This is a genomic window from Desulfovibrio fairfieldensis, assembly GCF_001553605.1.
Taxonomy (GTDB): domain Bacteria; phylum Desulfobacterota; class Desulfovibrionia; order Desulfovibrionales; family Desulfovibrionaceae; genus Desulfovibrio; species Desulfovibrio fairfieldensis.
Genome location: NZ_CP014229.1, coordinates 1416049 through 1434669, shown reverse-complemented (window position 1 = coordinate 1434669; position 18621 = coordinate 1416049). Strand labels below are relative to the sequence as shown.

Genomic DNA, 18621 nt, shown 5'->3' with positions numbered 1-18621 from the left:
TCGGGTAAGCAGACTGCCGGGGGTAGAGTCATGATCGTCGGACTGGGCATCGACATTGCCGAAATGGCGCGCCTTGCCAAGGTGTACGACAAATTCGGACGCCGCTTTCTGGAAAAAATTCTTACCCCGGCGGAGCTGGCTGCCCTGCCCGTTCAGGCCCTGCCCTACATCGCCGGGCGCTTTGCGGCCAAAGAAGCGGCGGTCAAGGCTCTGGGCACGGGCTTCAGCCAGGGCATCGGCCCCCGGCAGATTGAAACGGGTCGCACTGCGCTCGGGGAACCCCTGCTCCGCTTTCTGGATCAGGCCCTTGAGCGGGCCCAAAGCCTGGGCGTCCGGCACTGTCGTCTCTCTATCAGTCATGAGCGCAGCGTGGCGGTGGCCGTCGTCATTCTGGAGGCATAATGCGCAGTCTTCGCGAATTTCCGAACGCTCTGCCCCCCTTGCCGTTTCCCGAGGAAATGCGGGCCTGGGACGCGGCGGCGATACGGCTGGGCCTGCCGGAAGTCATGCTGATGGAAAATGCGGCCCGGGCGGCCTTTGACGTGCTGCGCGCCTATTGCCCGAAACTTTCCGGGCAGACGGTCTGGCTGTTCATGGGCAGCGGCAACAACGGCGGCGACGCCGCCTGCCTGGCCCGCCATCTGCTGGATGCCGGAGCGCGGCCGCAGGTACTGCACGCCAAGGCCCTGGGCGCTTACAAAGGCGTTACCGCCAAACACATCCGTATAGCCAGGGCCGCCGGGGTGCCGTTCTCTTCGCTGGGCCGTCACGATTGGCACGACCGGCATGAGGCTCCGGCCATCATGGTGGACGGCCTACTGGGCACCGGCTTCAGCGGTGAGTTGAGGCCCGCCCTGCGGGAGGTTATTGAACGCATCAACCGGCTTGCGCCCTCCTGCTTTGTGCTGGCCTTGGATATTCCCTCCGGGCTTAACGGCGTGAGCGGGCGGCCTTCGCCCGTAGCGGTCCAGGCCACGGCCACGGTCAGCTTCGCGGCGGCCAAGCCCGGTTTGGTTCTGCCTTGGGCGCGTCCCTGGACCGGCCGCCTGCATGTCCGCGCCATCGGCATTCCGGCTGTGGTGCGCGCCACGAGCCCCTGTAGCGCATATCTCCTGGACGGGCATTGCCTGAACGCCCTGCCCGCGCTGCCGGAAAACAGCTATAAAAACAGTTTCGGCCATGTGCTGGTGCTGGGCGGAGCGCCGGGACTCAGCGGCGCGGCTCACCTGGCTGCGCGGGCCGCCTTGCGCGCGGGTGCCGGTCTGGTGACGGCGGCGGCCCCTGCCGCATCGCTGCCGGAGATCAAAAGCGGCTGGCCGGAAATCATGACTCTGGCCTTGACCGAACCCGGCGAGCGCCAATGGCCCGGCACGCTGCCCGAAGAGTTCAGGGAACTCTGCGCGCGTTGTACGGCCCTGGTCGTGGGCCCCGGCATGGGGCGCGGTGAGGATGCCGCCCGCTTCCTGGCCGCCCTGCTGGATATGCCCCGGCGTCCGCCCACGGTTTTCGACGCCGACGCCCTGATACTGCTGGGCCGCCGCCCGGATTTGCTGGAACGGATAACAAGCCGTGACATCCTGACGCCGCATCCCGGCGAGGCCGCCGCCCTGCTGGCGTGCGACACGGCCGTTGTCCAGGCCGACAGACCGGCCGCTCTAAGCACTCTTCGCACCCGTTGCGCGGGAGTTATAGTTCTGAAGGGCGCGGGCACTCTCGTCGGCCAAGCTGACGCGCCTCTGCTGATCAGCCCCTACGATGTGCCCCAGCTGGCTATGGGCGGCTCGGGCGATGTACTGGCGGGTTGTTTAGGCGGACTGCTGGCACTCGGCGACGCCTCCGCCCGGCCCAGTCTGTGTACGGCGGGCCTGGGCGTGGCCTTGCATGCTTTGGCGGGACGGGCCTGCGCCGCCTTCTGGCCGGAACGCGGCAACAGGGCCTCTGAACTGGCCGACACCCTGCCTCGGGTGCGGGCGCGTTTCGCGCACGGCAATCCGGACAAGGCGGAGCGGGAGGTGCTGCCGTGGCCGGAATAAGACTGGACAATCTTGAAGAGACGCGCCGTCTGGGGCGCTGGCTGGCCGATCATCTGCCGGGCTCCGGCGTGCGGGCGCTGCTGCTGCGCGGTCCGCTGGGCAGCGGCAAAACCACTCTGACCAGCGCGCTGGTCCAGGCTTTGCCCGGCGGCGACAAAGCGGAAACAGCCAGCCCTTCCTTCACACTCTGTAATCACTACCCCACCACACCGGCAGTACTGCACTGCGATCTGTACCGCAGTGTCGGCGGCCTGCCCGATGAAATTCTGGACGGTCTGGAAGATCCCGCCGTCCTGACCGTGGTGGAATGGGCCGAATACCTTTCTCCGGCGGATCTGCCGGAAGAAATTCTGGACATCTCGCTGAAGGCATGCGAAAAAAGTCGCCTGTTGACGCTGCAAGCCCACGGTTCCAGCGCTGCGAAGCTTTTGTGCGACCTGTGCGCGCAGTGGCCGGAGGGCGACGGATGAGTCCCGATGTGCAGGGAACGTCTGCACACTGTAACAAATCGTGGACAATGGATACAGGCATGAAAATTCTCGTACAGAAATTCGGCGGCACTTCCGTGGCTACTCTGGAGTGCATGAAACAGGTGCGTGAAAAGGTGCAGGACGGCCTCAAGCGCGGCAGCAAGGTCGTCGCCGTGCTTTCGGCGCGCTCCGGGGACACCAATAAACTGCTGGCCCTGGCCGATGAGTGGTCGCCCGCGCCGGACAAGGCGGAATGCGATGTGCTGGTTTCCACCGGCGAGCAGGTTTCCATCAGCCTTTTCACCATGCTGCTCAAAGATGCCGGAATCCGCGCCCGTTCATTGCTGGGCGGGCAGATTCCCGTCACCACGGACGACGATTTCGGCCGTGCGCGCATTCTCGCCATTGACAGCAAGACCCTGCGCAACTACCTCGACCAGTACGATGTGCTGGTGGTGGCCGGTTTCCAGGGCTGCACCCAGGACGGGCGCATTACCACCCTCGGCCGCGGCGGTTCGGACACCTCGGCCGTGGCTCTGGCAGCCTCTCTGGATTCGGCGGAATGTGAAATCTATACGGATGTGGACGGCGTTTACACCACGGACCCCAACATCTGCTCCACTGCCCGCAAAATGGACCGCGTGGCCTATGAGGAAATGCTGGAAATGGCCAGTATGGGGGCCAAGGTTCTGCATATCCGTTCCGTGGAATTTGCCAAGAAATACAAAGTCCCTGTACGCGTGCGTTCCACATTCAGTGATGATCCCGGCACTCTTGTCACCCAGGAGGACTCCAGCATGGAAGCTGTGCTTGTTTCCGGCATTGCCTATGACAAAGACCAGGCCCGCGTGACCCTGCGCGATCTTCCCGACGTGCCGGGAATGGCTGCGGCGGTATTCGGCCCGCTCTCTGAAAAAGGCGTTCTGGTGGATATGATCGTCCAGAATACCAGCCAGGACGGCCATACCGACATGACCTTCACCATCTCCCGCAAGGACCTGCCGCAGACCCTGGAGCTGATGACCGAAGTGGCCCGGAAGACCGGAGCCTCAGAAGTGCTGCACGACGTGAGCGTGGCCAAGGTTTCGGCCATCGGCGTGGGCATGCGCAATCATTCCGGTGTGGCGGCGCGGGCTTTCGCGGCCCTGACCCAGGAAGGCATCAATATCCTGATGATCAGCACCTCGGAAATCAAGATTACCATCCTTATCCAGGAAAAATATGTTGAATTGGCCGTGCGTATTCTGCACGACACCTTCGGGCTGGACTGGGACATCGGCTGTTAGCCTTTTAGAGCGTTTTGATATTGAAAATGTCTCAACGCTCGGTGCGGATTTTCCGTGAAAATCCGCACCGCGAAATTATCGCAAGGCCAATTTACTCCGCCGTTAAGCGATATTTTCAAGTACAAATTGCTCTAACCCCGCGAACGTAAAAATGATGCGTCCCGCTGTCTATAGACAGCGGGACGCTTTTTCATTCTGTTTCCGGTTCAGGCTCCCGGCGCATCGGCCAGCAGTAACTTTTCCAGATCGTCCACGCTGGCGCACAGATACTCCGCGCGGGCTTCTGTCAGTTCCTCGCGTGGGCCGTATCCGTATAAAACGCCCGCGCAGGCCATGCCTACGTTATGCGCGCCGCGTACGTCGTATTTGCGATCCCCGACCATCAGGCAGGGGTTCATGTCCTCAATGCCCAACTGTGTACAGGCATAGCGCAGGACTTCCGTTTTGTTGTTGCGCGGGCCGTGCAGTTCAGCCCCGGCCACAAAGGAGAAAAAGCCGTCGATCCGGAAATGCTCCAGAACCCGCCTGGCAAAGGGTTCCGGCTTCGAGGTGGCGACGCAGAGTCGGCGGCCCAGAGCCTGAAGCCCGCGCAAAAGGTCCGTAATGCCGTCATAAAGGCTATTTTCAAAAATGCCCTTGGCGCTGTAGTATTCGCGGTATTTTTGAATAGCCATATCCACGCGCGCTGTGTCATTTTCGAAAAAAGGCGCAAAGGAATCGCGTAGCGGAGGTCCGATAAAGGGGATCAGTTGTTCCGGCGGCACATGAATATGAAAAAAATCCAAAGCATGCTCCACGGAACGGATGATGCCGGGCTTGGAATCCGTCAGCGTGCCGTCGAGATCAAAAAAAATATGTGTATATGTCATGAAAAACCTTGTCATGGATAAGAGATAAAAAAACAGCTTTGCTGTACTGTTGTAGAGTAGGCATCCAAGGCGTCCCCGTCAATGTGATCGCCTTGGGCGGCATGCCCTCACCGCGTGGACAAAGCCTTGCCCCGAGGCTATCTTCGCAAAAAAGCCGATCTGCAAAATACTGAGTGACAATATCGTTTGCTTGCGGCCCTGAGGCAGGAGGAAATATGAATCGGCGCGCTTTTTTATGGATGGCCCTGGGCACCCTGGCGGGCACTGGCTGCGTATCCCGTACGCAATCCGGGGTCGGCACGACAGACTCCGGCCTGCCGCCCACTGATGCCGGTGCGGCGTACAGTCCGAATTCTTCCTCTGAAGCCAAGGAGATTTTTAAGGAATTCACGGACGCGACCTGGGATGAGCCTTCCCCCCTACATGCGGAAGATGTGGCGGAAGATACGGAAGAAAGCCGTTGGCTGAGCAATGCCGCTACGGAAGTATCCGGAGACAGTGCCGCCCAACCACCCGCCGCGCCGGAAACGGGCACAGTACCCGCCCACGGCGCTCAAAAGGGCAGATTGGCAGCCAAGCCTGCTGAAAAAACCGCCCCTGTCGCCCCCAAACAGTCTGCTGGACGCGCGGACGCGGCATCCGGCCGGAAAGCGCCCATCCCAAAAGAGAACAAGCCCGCTGTTCCTTCGGTCGCTTCACGTGCCCGCGTGGGCGACGTCCGCAGTGCGGTGAACGGCGTCATCACGATCCACCCCGGCGAAGTGCTCCAATTTGAAGCCCAAGGCTACTGCCTTGATCCGGACCGCCCGGCCCCATCAGAAGGCGAACCCATGCGTTTTGTGCCCATGGCTGGCCTGATCAACTTCCGCTTGCGCCGCCTCTTTTATAAAGTGCTGCACATGGCTGGCAGGCAACATGCGGGTTATGCCGCCGATTTTCAGAATGTGGTCTGGGCCATCCGTACGGCGGACGCCAAACAAAATTCCTGGGGCGATGAATTGGGCAGTGCTGAAAAGCGACTGCTCAATGCGGCCATGCCCGGCGGCGCTGCTCTGCTGCGGCAGGTGCGCCGCACGGCCACCGGCAGGACCGAAGGCGGCCGGGGGCTCGCTCCGCTGGTGCCGGGGGTGAATTTTTCCGCCGACAGCCGGGTGCATCTGGAGCAGCTTTTCCGCCAGACGCCTCCGGGAGCCATACCGCACAGCGATGCCCAATTTTCCATGCTTTCGGCCGGGGTCGCCGGGCGGGCGGAAAATCTCGGAAGGCTGCGCGTGCGCTGGCAAATAGCCAACAGCTCAAATAAAGACTTCGTCTTTGACGCCGCCCAGTGGGCGCTGGACCCGCAACGGAAAGTTCAGCGAGAAGCCCTTCCCCCACCATCCCAAGGTCTGGTGATCAAAGCCTGAGTCTGAGTCATAATACGTAACAAGTCTCGTTTCCGAGGCTTGTTACGTATTATGACCGCGCGGATTCAACGCACCGCATTTGTTACGAAATTGGAAGACAGGCCGCCGCATTCTTCTTGAGTTGCTCCGTACTGAGCGCCAGGGGCTGAATCCATTGCAGGCCGCAATACTGGTCATCCTTCCAGACGAGCGTGGCCTGCTCGTGCAAATGCCAAGGGGACTGTTCCACTACGATCTCCACCTGTTCGTCCTGTTTTGCCCGCAACGGATCCAGATACTGCACGCAAATGCCGGTAGTGCTGATGTTGACCACAAAAAGTCGCACCTTCCGTCCTTGGTATTGGATATGGCCTTCCGTGGGGCTTTCCAGTGGAATGCGCTCGGCTCGGCGCTTGTCGTCGCGCATGGAATCAATAATGCGCCTGAGCTGCTGGGAGAGTTCACCCAGTTCCGTCACCTGCTGGGTGCTTTCCGCCATATTGGCGGCGGATTCCTGTGCGCTGGAACTCAGGCTCTGCATCCGCTCCCTGATGCTGCCGGTAATGGAACTCTGCGTTTCGGCGGCGGACGCGATGGAGTGGATTTCAACAGCCGTTTTACGGGCCATGTCCAGAATGCGGTTGAGAATCGCTCCGAACTGACTGATAAATTCCTTTGATTCCGTGGAAAGCTCCACAGCCTGACTGGTGGACCGCGAACTTGTCTGCGTGCTGGACTGGATGGCTTTGACCGCCTGGGCCACCTCTCCGGTGGCCTGCATGGTCTTTTCCGCCAGCTTGCGCACTTCGTCGGCCACCACCGCAAAACCCCGGCCGGCTTCTCCGGCCCGCGCCGCCTCAATGGCCGCGTTCAAGGCCAGCAGATTGGTTTGGTCCGCAATATCCTCAATGAGTGTGATCACATGGCTGACATTGGTGGAATGCTCATTCAGCTTGCCCATATTGCCCGCCAGAGCATGGATCTGCTCCGTGAGCCGCCCGACGCCCTCAATGGCTTGCTCGACCATGGCCGCGCCGCGCCCAGCTTCCTCCTCCGAAGCCTGCGCATTGCGCGTGGCATCCGCGGCACGTTCGGCGATATGCGTCATGGTCGCGTTCATGTCCTCGACCTCGCCGGAGGTCTGCCTGGAGGCTTCGTCCTGCTCGCGGGCGATGCCGGAGGTGGTGGCAAGTTGGGCAATGACCGTGTCGAAGACCTGAGACTGACGCTGGGCAATTGCCTGTGCCTCGCTGGCGGATTCCGCGATGGTGTCGTGCAACGAGGCAATACGCTGACGGTTGCTGTATTCCTCGGTAATATCAAAAACCATGTCGATATAGCCGACATGCTCTCCCGCGCAGTTATTCAGCGGGACCACCATGGCTTTGAGCGTACCCATGCCTGGCTGCTGGAAAACCACATCCTTGATGCCGCGCAAATAGCATTCCAAGGCACAGTGCTCGGTTTGGCAGACAACCGCCCCCCAGGTGGAGCACTGTTTGCCCAGCAAATCCCCGCACAGCATGCCGAACTGCTTTTCCGCCGCCGTGTTGACAAAGGTGAAATTTCGCTCTTTATCCAGCGTCGCCAGAGGATTGGGCAGTGAATTGAGAATATCCCTGTACTGCGACGACTGATCCAGCACGATATCCAGAGCCTGATTCAGGGCTTCGGCCATATCGCCCAACTCGCTACCGGCCGTCTCCTGCCAGCGGACTTCAAAATTTCCGGAGGCCAGCTTCCGGGCAAAGGCTTTACCGCGCTGGATGGGCCTGTCGATATCCATGCCCACCAAAAATCCCATAAGCAACACACAGACGCAAAATACGGCGGCCCAACCCCAGAGCCAAAACACGTTGTCGGCCTGGGACGTGGACTGTCCCGGCATTTGCTGCAAGCCGGATGTGGCTATGCAGACTAATGTGATGATGAACGCAATGCAAACCGCATTACAAGCCAGCAGCTTGTAATGAACCCGCAATGACCTCCACATGATGTTTTACCTCTTTCGGATAGCGCATTAAAGAACACCTGAGAAATATGCCGTATATTTCCCAGACATGGACAGCAAAAAAACCTCCTCATTCTGAGCACAGCCACACACTGTTTGACAACGACAGCGCATAACCGCACAGTTATACTATTGGGTATAGAGAAAACGGATCGTTGGTCGATCCAGTGCAAAAACACTTTTTTCTTCTCCGTCTGCGTCACCAACCGCTAACTTATGGCGGTCAAGCCAAACGAGGCAATCCCAACTATCCCGCTGGCCCCAAATTATATCCTACGCTCAAAGAATAGTTTTTTACTAAGATTATATTTATGAAAAACTTTTCCAATCCTATCGGCAGCAAAAACAATCCCTATAGGCTAACGCCTTTCAATAAAGACAGAAGCCGGAAAAAATTGTCACACTTGCGTTAAATCTATATTTTTTGAACTATTTTAGCAAATTAGGAATATTAAAAATTTGAATATAAATATAGATTATTATACGTTTCAGATGATTCCCCCAGGATTGGATCTATGCGATCCGTGAAGGAAAAGGTCAAAGAAGATAAAAAAGTTTTGAGAAAAAACGGAGACAACGCTCCCATGGGATAGCACAAACCGCACCGGAACCGGTGTTCAGAGAACAACTGAGAATCCGGTGATGGGGCGGCTACTCCGCCTTTCCTTTTGTGGACGCCCTCCGACCAGTGCCGTCCACGCCAAAGCGAGTGTCCAGAGCCTTATTGTCGCCGGGTTTGTTAAAGTAACCGTCTCGCGTGCGCCAAGGCTGCCCCATGGCCAACAGCTTTCCCGCAGTCACGAAATGATATCCTCTGCCGCGTAATTCACGCACCACACCTGACAACAAGGCCGCTGTGCCCTTGGGCACGCGATTGGCATGAAAGAGAAGAATGGAACCGGGACGCACCCGGCGTGCCACATCCGCAGCCAGTTCAGGACGGCTGTTATCCGCAATGGTCTCAGCCACCACATCCCATTGGATGACCTGCAGCCCCAGATGGGCCAGGAGTGCCAGGGCCTGATCCGTACAGCGCCCGTACGGCAGGCGAAACAAATTCGGTACAGCGGCTATGTCCGGCAAGGATGCGCCTTTTTCCGCTGCGCCCCGGAGGAGTTCCCCGCGCAGAATTTCATATTCCGCCTGCGTCCAGAGAACCTGATCACGCATGTTTTGCGGATCCATAATCCCGAAATTACCGTGCGACCAGGCATGGTTGCCGATCTCGAACAGAGGGTCGGCCATGAGCTGCTTGGCGCGCTCCGCATGGGTGCGCATCCATTTGCCGCCCATGAACAGCGTGGCCGGGATATGTTCGCGCCGCAGGAAATTGATGGCGTCCGCGTCATAGCCCGTGGTGGTCGTTGCCAGTTCGCAGAGATCAAATGTCAATGCCACGGCCTTCGTGCCCTCAGGCAGCATCACCCGCCGAATGGTCCCCTCTTCCTGAGGCGGCAGGGGCGGCAACTGCATATGCGGCAGACGCCGTTCCGGTGGGGCGATGTTGTTGGGCAGGGCACGCCGCTGATCGGCGGGCGTGCCCTGCCAGAGATGTTCAAAAGTGTATGCATCCTCAATGTTGGCTGGCTTATCGGTCCGGCTCCAGACCGCCAGAGGAGACAAACAGCAGGCCACAACGACGCAGAAGATAAAGCAATAAAGCCGGATTTCGGTATTCGCCATGAGTGTTCCCTTTTCCGACGCTTGAATTGCCGGCCGCATAAAAAAACAGGCAGCCGCAAAAATGCAACTGCCTGCGTTCATGACTGGTGCGCCCGGCAGGAATCGAACCTGCGGCCTACAGCTTAGGAGGCTATCGCTCTATCCAACTGAGCTACGAGCGCGTCGCCCCACTTGTAGGGGCTCTTTTTACGCATGTCAAGAACAGGGCCTGCTGGAGGCTCGGTCTTGTCCCTCCGTATCGGACAAAACGGGGCGTGCAACACTGGGAGAACGGTATCCCGAGCCCTCAGGGCAGGCTTTTCTGTCCGGCCCAGATCAGCAGGGCCAAGGCTCCCAGGCTGCAGGCCAACACCATGTACGCGCGTCGGGTTCGCAACGAAAGTACCGCGCCCATCAGGGCCGCCCCGTACAGCATGGGCCAGCTCAGTATCGACAGTTGCGGCAGGGCCTGGCGCGCCGACAGCACGGCGATCAGGCAAAATAACAGGGCGTAACATACGACGTACAGCATGAACTGCCAGAAGGCCCGAAGCAAAACAACATGCAGAACAGCTTGACCGGGCGTAAGGGCAAAACAATCACCGGCGCACCAGGCTTCTACCCTATCCACCAAATAATTTTCATGGATGCGCAAGCTGCGCTCCATAAAACCGCCCAAATAGGCGGCCAGAATGACCAGTATCAGGGGCAACAAAAGAGGACCCGGCCGGTTCAGCCCGAAATGCGAGGCCAGAGGAAAAAGCAGCAGAAAGCTCAGGCTGCCGAAGGGAGGCACTACGCTGCCCAACTCCAACACATCCAGCCAGAGCAATTCAAGAATGATGCCGAGTGAGAGCGCCAGAGCCCAATCAGAGGTGTAAAAGCCCGTGATCAGCGCGAGGCATATGGGCCTGTCCAGCAGGCCGATGATGCATGAGGAACGAGCCGCCCCAGCCAGGACAAAAAAAAAGCGTACGGAAGCCCCGTGTATATCAGCTCAGAAAAGTTGATCATAAGAGCCTCGTACGTTTTCAGTGGGAACGCAGCGGAAGTCCAGTTGCACAAGGTGCTGCTGAATAATGCGTAAATCTTCCCTGTCCTGTGCTGAAAGCGCCACATGGGGCAGTAATTGCAATTTGTCCGGCCCGTAGTGCAGATTGCCCATATTGAGCACCGGCATTTCAATGCCCTCATCACAAGCCCGGCGGGCATCCTGGCAGTTGGCGAAAAGCACGAAGCTGTCGTCTCCGCAGGCATCCAGTGTGGCAGCCAGTTCGCGCACCGGGATAAAATGAGTGATTACGCGCTGGGGTATGGCCAGCTCCACAATCTGCCGGCGTAATAGATCCGTAGCCAGTTCGTCATTGGCCACTACCAGATGTTTGGCGCCGGTATATGGCAGCCATGCCTCGATCACCTGCCCGTGTACCAGGCGATTGTCCACACGAAACCACATTGCTCAGTCGCCCGTTTTGTCACGGGCCTTGTTCCGCAACATGCTGCCGGCCACCACAATACCTTTGGCCCCGGCTTCACCGGCGATGCGGGCCAGTTCGTTCAGCTCTTTGTCGCGGGACGTGAACACCTTCAGAAGCATGGGCAGATTGACGCCGGTCACCACTTCCACCTTATGGCTGCCCAACAGGGAAAGGGCCAGGTTGGTGGGGGTGCCGCCGAACATATCCGTAAGAATAATAACGCCCGCGCCCTTATCCAGGCGTTGGGCCGCGTCGTCCAAACGGCGCACTGTTTCAGAAACTTCATGCGCCACGTCAACGCTGATGGAACTGCAATCGCTCAGCGGTCCCAAAATAAATTCGGCCGTACGCAGCATGGCAGAACCGTAGTCCGCATGGGAGACCACAATGATCCCGACTTGTGTCGTCTTGCTTTCATCCGTCATGGCATTCCTCACGGTTCACAATCTGCCAGCTTTTTCAGCCAAGTTCAAGGTGCCGGTGCTCCAGAGAGGTCGGGTAGTCCGCCTGGCGAAGCGCCTGTGACAATTCTTCGGCCATGGCCACCGAGCGGTGCCGCCCGCCGGTGCAGCCCACGGCGATGGTAATCCGGTAGCGGCCTTCGGCCTCCATCAGGGGCAACATGAAAAAAAGCAGGTCCAGCAGTTTCTTGCGGAATTCCACCGCGCTGGGCGAGGCGAAAACATAATCGGCCACGGCCTTGTCCTTGCCGCAAAGGGGACGCAGCTCTTCCACAAAATACGGGTTGGGCAGAAAGCGCAGATCAAAAACCGTGTCGGCTTCTCGGGGCACGCCGTACTTGAAGCCAAAGGAAATCACATTGACGCGGATAGCCCGCAATTTGTCCTTGTTGCCGCTCCAACGCTTTTGAATGGAACGCCGCAGGTCATGGATGGAAAAACGCGAAGTGTCGATAACCAAGTCGGCCATTTCCCGCAAAGGGCGCAGGCGGTTGCGTTCGGCGGCCAGGGCGGCTTCAAGGCCCATGCCCTCCCGCTCCAGCGGATGCGGGCGGCGGGTGGTGGCGTAGCGGCGCATGAGCTCCTGCGCGTCAGCCTCCAGAAACAGCAAAAGCGGACGGATACCCTTGGCGGCCATAACGCTCAATGCGTCGTTGATTTCATCCGGGAAATTGCTCTGACGCATATCCATGCCCAAGGCAATGCCCATGAAATGACTCATGGAAGGGCGTTCCATCATAGCGGCCATTTCCGGGGCCAGACTTGCGGGCAGACCGTCCACGGCGAAATAGCGCAGATCTTCAAAAACCTGCACGGCCGTACTTTTGCCCGCGCCGGAAAGACCGGTGACAATACAGACCTGCACAGGGCGATCATGGGCGACTTTGGGCGTGTCAGCAGATGAATCCGGATCGGACGGACTGCGGCAGGGGGGCTGCTGTGACGTGCTCATACGTATACTTCACTGGGAACCACCGGGCCGATCTTCGTGCGAAGACAGGCCCGGCGGAAAAAGTATGGCGGAACGGCTACAACACGGGATCAATCAGGGCGTAGCCTGTAGTGCGCCGTCGGTAAACCACATTGACGCGATTGCTTTCGGCATTGAGAAAGACCAGAAATTCGCTGCCGATGGAATCCAGTTGCATCAGCGCCTCATCCAGGTGCAGCGGCTTTGGCGCGAAGCGGTCCGTGCCCACCACGGTCTGACTTTCCTCGGGCTGGGCTTCCAGATTGTAGGTAAAGACGTCCACATCGGCATTGCGGGCCTTACGGCGCTGTTCCTTGACGCGGGACACCTGACGCTTGATCTGGGCTTCCACCTTGTCGGTCACAAGGTCGATAGCCGCGTACATATCGGAGGTCTGCTCGGTGGCGTTGATATGCAGGCCCTCGCCGGAAACGGTCACTTCGCAACGATGGCGGAATTTATCCACCGTCAGCACGACGCTTACTTCCAGACCCGCGGACTTGCCATAAAACCGCCCCAACTTTTCCATGCGGCGGCGGGCATACTTCTTCAAATGATCGGAGGCCTCAAAATTCTTGAAGGCGAAAGAGATATTCATGCGTTCCTCCTTGGGATTGCAAAGCACCGCTGTGAGATCAGAAGTGCTCCTTACGCCGTGACGACGAGGGAATGTCCAGCGCCGTGCGGTACTTGGCCACCGTACGCCGGGCAATATTCACTTTCAGGCGCTCCTTGAGCATTTCTCCGATGCGTTCGTCACTCAAGGGGGCCTTGGAGTCTTCATCGGCTATGAACTTCTTGATCAGCGCCTTAACGCTTTCCGAGCCGACCTGGCTGCCGTCGTCCAGCTCAAGGCCGCTGTTAAAGAAGAACTTCAGCTCAAAAATCCCGTGGGGCGTCGCCACGTATTTGTTGGTAGTGATCCGGCTTACGGTTGATTCGTGCATGCTGATATCGTCGGCAATGTCTTTTAGAATCAGCGGAGCCAGTTTGGTGACGCCGCTTTCAAAAAACGGCTGCTGGTGGCGCACAATGCTCTCCACCACCTTGTACAGCGTACGCTGGCGTTGATACAGGCTCTTGATCAGCCAGGAGGCCGAGCGCATTTTTTCCGTACAGTATTCCTTTTCCTTATCCGAGGAAGATCCCATATTCATCTGGCAGAGCGAGGAAAGCTGCAACTGCGGCAAACCGTCTTCATTGAGCAGAATGACGAATTCATCGCCCATCTTGTACACAAAGACGTCCGGGCTCACATAGGTGGGTTCGCCGCCGCCGAAACTGGCGCCGGGCAGTGGATCAAGGCTCTGGATGATGTTCAGATATTCCTTGAGTTCCTCCATATCCAGCTTGAACTTGCGCAGCAGAGGCTTGTAGCGCTTGGCCTCCAGATCTTCCAGGTGAGACTGGACCAGATCGAGAAGAATGGGATCCCGGTCATAGTTCAGACTTTTCAGCTGGATCAGCAGACACTCGCGCGCGTCGCGCGCGGCCACCCCTATGGGATCAAAAAGCTGCACTCTTTCCAGTACCGCCCGCACCTCGTCGGGCGTGGATGTGGTCATCTCCGCGATTTCTTCCAAGGTGGCCTGCAAATAGCCGGAGGAAGCCAGATTGCCGATGATGACCTCGCCGATTTCCTTTTGCGCCTCGGTCAGCATGGAAAGGCGCAGCTGCCAGAGCAGATGCCCTTCCAATGTGGGCTTGGCGGCATAACGGGCTTCCAGAGGAGAAATTTCTTCAGCCGCTTCAAAGTCACGCGGCTGTACTTGGCGCGGAGTGCTGGCGAACTCGCCGAGATAGTCCTCCCACGAGGCATCCTTGGCGAGTTCCTTGTCGTAGACCTCTTCTTCAACGGCCTCCCGGCGCTCTGTCTGGGCGGCCTGATCCGAAGAAGACTCATCACCCGAGAGCTCCTCAAGAAAAGGATTGTCCAGCATCTCCTGCTGCACGGTTTCCAGCAGTTCCACGCGCGAGAGCTGAAGCAGCTTGATGGCCTGCTGTAACTGCGGCGTCATGACCAGTTGCTGAGCCAATTTCAATTGCTGACGAAGTTCCAGTGCCATGTCTGCTCTTTTAGGCTGATAAGCTACAATGTCTGAACGGAGTTCTCATTTACAAAAATTGTGCCATATGCTGAAAAATTATGCAATAGACGGAAGCTGCGAACAAAAAGGGAAAGGCCGCAAGGCTTGCGCCGGGCGGCGCGCCCCTACGGAAACCGCAGGGAACCAAGTCTCAGTTACGGCAAAGGGGAGGCCTCAGGCCTCCCCTTTCAGACATCACAAGCCAAGCGACAAAACGGCGCTCAGGCTTTGGATTGCTTTTTGGCCGCCTTGATGAATTCGCGGAACAAAGGATGGGCTTCCATGGGGCGGGATTTGAACTCGGGATGGAACTGACAGCCCAGGAACCAAGGATGGTCGGGCAGCTCCATAATTTCCACCAGAGAGTCGTCCGGCGCCGTGCCGCTGAAGGCCATGCCCTTCTGGCCCAGAATTTCCTTAAAGGCATTGTTGAACTCATAGCGATGGCGATGCCGTTCGTCCACCATATCCTTTTTGTAGGCTTCGTGGGCCTTGGTGCCGGGCAATACCTTGCAGGGATAGGAACCCAGACGCATGGTGCCCCCCTTATCACTGCTGGCGTCGCGTTTTTCCACATTTTTGGTGCGGAAGTCGAACCATTCGGTCATCAGGTAAATAACCTTGTGGTCGGACAGGGGATTGAACTCCTCGGAATTGGCGTCGTCCAGACCGGCCACATGGCGGGCAAATTCAATGACAGCGCATTGCATGCCCAGACAGATACCGAAGAAGGGCACGTGTTTTTCGCGGGCGTAGCGGATAGCCGCGATCTTGCCCTCCACGCCGCGGTAACCGAAGCCGCCGGGCACCAGAATGCCGTCACAGCCCTTGAACACTGAAGCCGCGTTGTGTTCGGTCACATTTTCGGAGTTGACGTAGCGCAACTCCACAGCCACCCGGTTGGCCACGCCGCCGTGGATCAGGGCTTCGTGCAGGCTCTTGTAGGCTTCTTTCAGGTCAACATACTTGCCCACAATGGCAATGGTCACCTTGCCCTGGGGATTGGCGCTGTCGTGAACCAGCTTTTCCCAGGATTCCAGGTGGGCGTTGCGCGCGGGCAGGCGCAGCATGATGGCGACTTTCTGGTCAAAACCTTCCTCGTAGAACTTGAGGGGCACTTCATAAATGTTGTCCACGTCCACGGAGGAAAAGACCGCGTCCTGGTCCACATTGCAGAACAGGGCGATCTTTTTGCGCATTTCCTGGGGGATGCTCTGTTCGCAGCGGCAGAGGATGATGTCCGGCTGGATGCCGATGGAAAGCAGCTCCTTGACGCTGTGCTGGGTAGGCTTGGTTTTGTGTTCACCGGCGCAACGCAGATAGGGCACCAGGGTCAGGTGAATGTTCAGGCAGTTGTCGCGCCCCAGTTCCGAACGCAACTGGCGGATCGCCTCCAGGAAAGGAAGGCCCTCAATGTCGCCCACCGTGCCGCCGATTTCTATGATAGCCACGTCCGGCGCGCCCTCGCCCTCGGCCAGGGAAAGCACGGTATGCTTGATCTCGTCGGTGATGTGCGGGATCACCTGCACGGTGGCGCCCAGATAGTCGCCGCGCCGCTCTTTGGCAATGACGTGATTGTAGATGGAGCCCGAGGTGGTGTTGTTTTTGCGCGACATGGGCACGTTGAGGTAACGCTCGTAGTGGCCCAGATCAAGGTCGGTCTCGGCCCCGTCGTCGGTCACGAAAACTTCGCCGTGCTGGAAGGGGTTCATGGTGCCCGGATCCACATTAATATAAGGATCCAGCTTCTGAATGGTCACCGACAGGCCGCGCGTCTGTAAAAGCGCGCCCAGCGAAGCGGCCGCCAAGCCTTTGCCCAGTGAAGACAAAACCCCGCCCGTCACAAAAATAAATTTGGTTTTCATGGCCTCCCACCTGTTTTGCTTGAATGCACGGTTCCGCGTAACCGCATGCTGATACACCCAATTGATTTTTTTGGCTAGCATTGACTAAGTCTGATAAGGCAAGTAATGTAATTTTCCCTTTTTCAGCATGCGTCCCGCCGTGTGGTTGGACGCGCGGCCCTACCCCGCTCCGGGCCGGGCGTATTTCAGGCTGCTCCTAAGGAGGCTCCTCCCGCATGGCTACAGTCAATACTCTGGTCATCACCGGCTACGGTACCAATTCCCATCTGGAAACCGCGCACACGGCCCGCTTGGCCGGTTCCGACAGGGCCGACGTGGTGCATTTCTCCGATCTGGTGGCGGGCAACGTATGCCTTGCGGGCTACCATTTTCTGATTTTCCCCGGCGGCTTTCTGGACGGCGACGATCTGGGCGCGGCCCAGACCGCGGCCATGCGCTGGCGCTATTTGAAAGACGCCCAAGGCACGCCGCTGCTGCAAAGCCTGCGGGAATTTCTGGACCAGGGCAAGCTGATCCTCGGCATCTGTAACGGCTTCCAGCTGCTGGTCAAACTGGGCGTGCTGCCCGCGCTGGGCGGCGTCCGCTTCGAGCGCCAGGCATCCTTGGGGCACAACGATTCCGCCCGCTTCGAGGACCGCTGGGTGCATCTGCTGCCCAATTCCGACAGCCCCTGCGTGTTCACCAAAGGCCTGCCCCTGCTGGCCATGCCCGTGCGCCACGGCGAAGGCAAGCTCATTCCCCGTGACGAGGAATGTCTGCGTCGTATTGCGGCCGAACAGCTCATCGCTCTCCAATATGCCGACCCGGAAAGCGGCAAGCCCACGCAGGAGTATCCTTATAACCCCAACGGCTCGCCGCTGGCCATTGCCGGACTCACCGACCCCACAGGACGCGTGCTGGGCCTCATGCCGCATCCCGAAGCCTTTCACCATGTGACCAATCATCCCGCCTGGACCAGGGGCGAACTGGACCCGCCGGGCACCCTGCTGTTCGTCAATGCCGTGCGCTATCTGCGCGGCCAGTAGCTGGCCCGGCCTTGACAAAGCCGACTTATACGGACAGAATATCAAGATTAACCGCAACATCGTGCAACAGCCGCGTGGTTCGCTCAGAGCCGCGCGCGTCAGACAAGGTGTGTACACGTTTGCCGCACATTCCCGCTTTCTTTTTTTACGCCGGATGATTTTTTAAGGCGCTTTCTCTGTTCAAGTGCAAGAAAGTGCCTTTTTTATTGAGGGCAATATCAATGCAACTCATTGAAATATTTAGCGCCATTGAAAAAATCGCGCCTCTGGACGCCGCCGCCCCCTGGGATATCTCGGGCCTGCAGGTAGCAGCGCACAGAAGTGAAGCCGACATGCTGGCCGTCTGCCTGGACCCCACGCCCGCCTCGGTGCGTCAGGCGCTGGAACGGGGGGCGCAGTGCATTTTGAGCCACCACCCCCTGGCGCTCAAGCCCGCCCTGCCCCGGCGTCTGGACGCCTACCATGAAGTTCTGTGCCTGTTGCTCGCTGCGGATGTGCCGCTCTATGCCGCCCACACCTCGCTGGACGTCAACGCCGACGGTCCGGCGGGCTGGCTGGCGCGCGAGCTGGAACTCGGCAACCTGGCGGTGTTGGAAGCCACGGCCCCGCCGCTGGCTGCGGCTCCCCTGCCGCTGGGCTTCGGTTTGGCCGGTGATCTGCCCGCGCCCTTGAGCCTTGCGCAAATCACATCCGCTCTGGCCCGGCACATTGATCTCTCCACGGCCACGGTCTGCGGCCCCGTACCGGAAAGCATCTCGCGCCTGGCTTACTGCACCGGTTCCGGTTCTTCCCTTCTGCGGGAAGCGCGCGCGGCAGGCGCCCAGCTTTTCATTACCGGCGACGTCAAATACCATACGGCGCTGGAGGCTGAAATCTGCCTGCTGGATGTGGGGCACCACAGCCTGGAGGAAGAAATGATGCGCCGCATGAGCGGCTTGCTGGCGCAACGCCTCAGTGGCCTGAACGTCGTTTTCGTGCCTTCGGTTTCACCGTTGCGCCCCGTCCTTTTGCCATGACTC

General features: G+C 58.8%; 17 protein-coding genes and 1 tRNA gene. 7 read left to right on the top strand and 11 right to left on the bottom strand.

The window, feature by feature from the left end; all coding sequences use genetic code 11:
- Positions 1–30 precede the first annotated feature (30 nt).
- The 4 genes from AXF13_RS06080 to AXF13_RS06065 are packed head-to-tail and all read left to right on the top strand — an operon-like array spanning position 31 to position 3789.
- A complete protein-coding gene (locus AXF13_RS06080) occupies positions 31–402 on the top strand; it encodes a holo-[acyl-carrier-protein] synthase (RefSeq protein WP_062252047.1) in 372 nt (123 codons plus the stop codon).
- Positions 402–2033, top strand: a complete 1632-nt coding sequence (locus AXF13_RS06075) for a bifunctional ADP-dependent NAD(P)H-hydrate dehydratase/NAD(P)H-hydrate epimerase (RefSeq protein ID WP_062252046.1) — start codon at positions 402–404, stop codon at positions 2031–2033. The genes AXF13_RS06080 and AXF13_RS06075 overlap by 1 nt, the downstream gene beginning before the upstream one ends.
- Positions 2021–2503 (top strand): tRNA (adenosine(37)-N6)-threonylcarbamoyltransferase complex ATPase subunit type 1 TsaE, encoded by a 483-nt coding sequence (tsaE, locus tag AXF13_RS06070; RefSeq protein WP_062252045.1) that lies wholly within the window; start codon positions 2021–2023, stop codon positions 2501–2503. Before AXF13_RS06075 ends, tsaE begins: the two co-directional genes overlap by 13 nt.
- Positions 2504–2562: 59 nt before the next feature.
- Positions 2563–3789, top strand: a complete 1227-nt coding sequence (locus AXF13_RS06065; RefSeq protein ID WP_035060242.1) for an aspartate kinase — start codon at positions 2563–2565, stop codon at positions 3787–3789.
- A gap of 206 nt (positions 3790–3995) precedes the next feature.
- Here the strand turns inward: AXF13_RS06065 and AXF13_RS06060 are convergent, their stop codons facing one another.
- Positions 3996–4658, bottom strand: coding sequence for an HAD-IA family hydrolase (locus AXF13_RS06060; RefSeq protein WP_062252044.1), 663 nt, complete (start codon positions 4656–4658; stop codon positions 3996–3998).
- Between the two features lie 215 nt (positions 4659–4873).
- On the opposite strand from AXF13_RS06060, the gene AXF13_RS06055 reads away from it, so the two are divergent.
- Entirely contained in the window at positions 4874–6064 is a 1191-nt protein-coding gene (locus AXF13_RS06055; RefSeq protein ID WP_062252043.1) for a prolipoprotein diacylglyceryl transferase, read from the top strand.
- Between the two features lie 82 nt (positions 6065–6146).
- Here AXF13_RS06055 and AXF13_RS06050 read toward each other — a convergent pair whose 3' ends face one another.
- The 10 genes from AXF13_RS06050 to AXF13_RS06005 all read right to left on the bottom strand — a co-directional run bounded on the left by AXF13_RS06050 (position 6147) and on the right by AXF13_RS06005 (position 16577).
- Positions 6147–8036, bottom strand: a complete 1890-nt coding sequence (locus tag AXF13_RS06050; RefSeq protein WP_062252042.1) for a methyl-accepting chemotaxis protein — start codon at positions 8034–8036, stop codon at positions 6147–6149.
- A gap of 669 nt (positions 8037–8705) precedes the next feature.
- Positions 8706–9737, bottom strand: a complete 1032-nt coding sequence (locus AXF13_RS06045) for a polysaccharide deacetylase family protein (RefSeq protein WP_062254749.1) — start codon at positions 9735–9737, stop codon at positions 8706–8708.
- Positions 9738–9821: 84 nt separating this feature from the next.
- Positions 9822–9898: transfer RNA gene (locus AXF13_RS06040), tRNA-Arg, on the bottom strand.
- Positions 9899–10023: 125 nt separating this feature from the next.
- The gene (locus tag AXF13_RS06035; RefSeq protein WP_062254747.1) at positions 10024–10533 is read right to left on the bottom strand and encodes a hypothetical protein; all 510 of its coding nucleotides are present in this window, start codon (positions 10531–10533) and stop codon (positions 10024–10026) included.
- A 180-nt stretch (positions 10534–10713) separates the two neighbouring features.
- Positions 10714–11172 (bottom strand): PTS sugar transporter subunit IIB, encoded by a 459-nt coding sequence (locus AXF13_RS06030; RefSeq protein ID WP_008684160.1) that lies wholly within the window; start codon positions 11170–11172, stop codon positions 10714–10716.
- 3 nt (positions 11173–11175) lie between these two features.
- Positions 11176–11619, bottom strand: a complete 444-nt coding sequence (locus AXF13_RS06025; protein ID WP_008684161.1) for a PTS sugar transporter subunit IIA — start codon at positions 11617–11619, stop codon at positions 11176–11178.
- Between the two features lie 34 nt (positions 11620–11653).
- The gene (gene rapZ / locus AXF13_RS06020; protein ID WP_062252041.1) at positions 11654–12607 is read right to left on the bottom strand and encodes an RNase adapter RapZ; all 954 of its coding nucleotides are present in this window, start codon (positions 12605–12607) and stop codon (positions 11654–11656) included.
- 76 nt (positions 12608–12683) lie between these two features.
- Positions 12684–13223, bottom strand: coding sequence for a ribosome hibernation-promoting factor, HPF/YfiA family (gene hpf / locus AXF13_RS06015; RefSeq protein ID WP_008684163.1), 540 nt, complete (start codon positions 13221–13223; stop codon positions 12684–12686).
- A 37-nt stretch (positions 13224–13260) separates the two neighbouring features.
- Positions 13261–14691, bottom strand: coding sequence for an RNA polymerase factor sigma-54 (gene rpoN, locus AXF13_RS06010; protein WP_062252040.1), 1431 nt, complete (start codon positions 14689–14691; stop codon positions 13261–13263).
- Positions 14692–14933: 242 nt separating this feature from the next.
- Positions 14934–16577, bottom strand: a complete 1644-nt coding sequence (locus AXF13_RS06005) for a CTP synthase (RefSeq protein WP_008684165.1) — start codon at positions 16575–16577, stop codon at positions 14934–14936.
- A gap of 215 nt (positions 16578–16792) precedes the next feature.
- Here AXF13_RS06005 and AXF13_RS06000 point away from each other — a divergent pair, with 215 nt between their 5' ends.
- Both AXF13_RS06000 and AXF13_RS05995 read left to right on the top strand, forming a co-directional pair.
- Complete coding sequence (locus tag AXF13_RS06000; protein WP_062252039.1) at positions 16793–17602, top strand: phosphoribosylformylglycinamidine synthase subunit PurQ; 810 nt, start codon at positions 16793–16795, stop codon at positions 17600–17602.
- Between the two features lie 221 nt (positions 17603–17823).
- The gene (locus AXF13_RS05995) at positions 17824–18618 is read left to right on the top strand and encodes a Nif3-like dinuclear metal center hexameric protein (protein ID WP_009301637.1); all 795 of its coding nucleotides are present in this window, start codon (positions 17824–17826) and stop codon (positions 18616–18618) included.
- Positions 18619–18621: the final 3 nt, after the last annotated feature.

What these genes read in the sequence shown, in the direction of transcription:
- AXF13_RS06080 (WP_062252047.1), top strand. Translation starts at nt 31, where the DNA reads ATGATCGTCGGACTGGGCATCGACATTGCCGAAATGGCGCGCCTTGCC.
- AXF13_RS06075 (WP_062252046.1), top strand. Translation starts at nt 402, where the DNA reads ATGCGCAGTCTTCGCGAATTTCCGAACGCTCTGCCCCCCTTGCCGTTT.
- AXF13_RS06065 (WP_035060242.1), top strand. Translation starts at nt 2,563, where the DNA reads ATGAAAATTCTCGTACAGAAATTCGGCGGCACTTCCGTGGCTACTCTG.
- AXF13_RS06060 (WP_062252044.1), bottom strand. Translation starts at nt 4,658, where the DNA reads ATGACATATACACATATTTTTTTTGATCTCGACGGCACGCTGACGGAT.
- AXF13_RS06055 (WP_062252043.1), top strand. Translation starts at nt 4,874, where the DNA reads ATGAATCGGCGCGCTTTTTTATGGATGGCCCTGGGCACCCTGGCGGGC.
- AXF13_RS06050 (WP_062252042.1), bottom strand. Translation starts at nt 8,036, where the DNA reads ATGTGGAGGTCATTGCGGGTTCATTACAAGCTGCTGGCTTGTAATGCG.
- AXF13_RS06045 (WP_062254749.1), bottom strand. Translation starts at nt 9,737, where the DNA reads ATGGCGAATACCGAAATCCGGCTTTATTGCTTTATCTTCTGCGTCGTT.
- AXF13_RS06030 (WP_008684160.1), bottom strand. Translation starts at nt 11,172, where the DNA reads ATGTGGTTTCGTGTGGACAATCGCCTGGTACACGGGCAGGTGATCGAG.
- AXF13_RS06025 (WP_008684161.1), bottom strand. Translation starts at nt 11,619, where the DNA reads ATGACGGATGAAAGCAAGACGACACAAGTCGGGATCATTGTGGTCTCC.
- rapZ (WP_062252041.1), bottom strand. Translation starts at nt 12,607, where the DNA reads ATGAGCACGTCACAGCAGCCCCCCTGCCGCAGTCCGTCCGATCCGGAT.
- hpf (WP_008684163.1), bottom strand. Translation starts at nt 13,223, where the DNA reads ATGAATATCTCTTTCGCCTTCAAGAATTTTGAGGCCTCCGATCATTTG.
- rpoN (WP_062252040.1), bottom strand. Translation starts at nt 14,691, where the DNA reads ATGGCACTGGAACTTCGTCAGCAATTGAAATTGGCTCAGCAACTGGTC.
- AXF13_RS06005 (WP_008684165.1), bottom strand. Translation starts at nt 16,577, where the DNA reads ATGAAAACCAAATTTATTTTTGTGACGGGCGGGGTTTTGTCTTCACTG.
- AXF13_RS06000 (WP_062252039.1), top strand. Translation starts at nt 16,793, where the DNA reads ATGGCTACAGTCAATACTCTGGTCATCACCGGCTACGGTACCAATTCC.
- AXF13_RS05995 (WP_009301637.1), top strand. Translation starts at nt 17,824, where the DNA reads ATGCAACTCATTGAAATATTTAGCGCCATTGAAAAAATCGCGCCTCTG.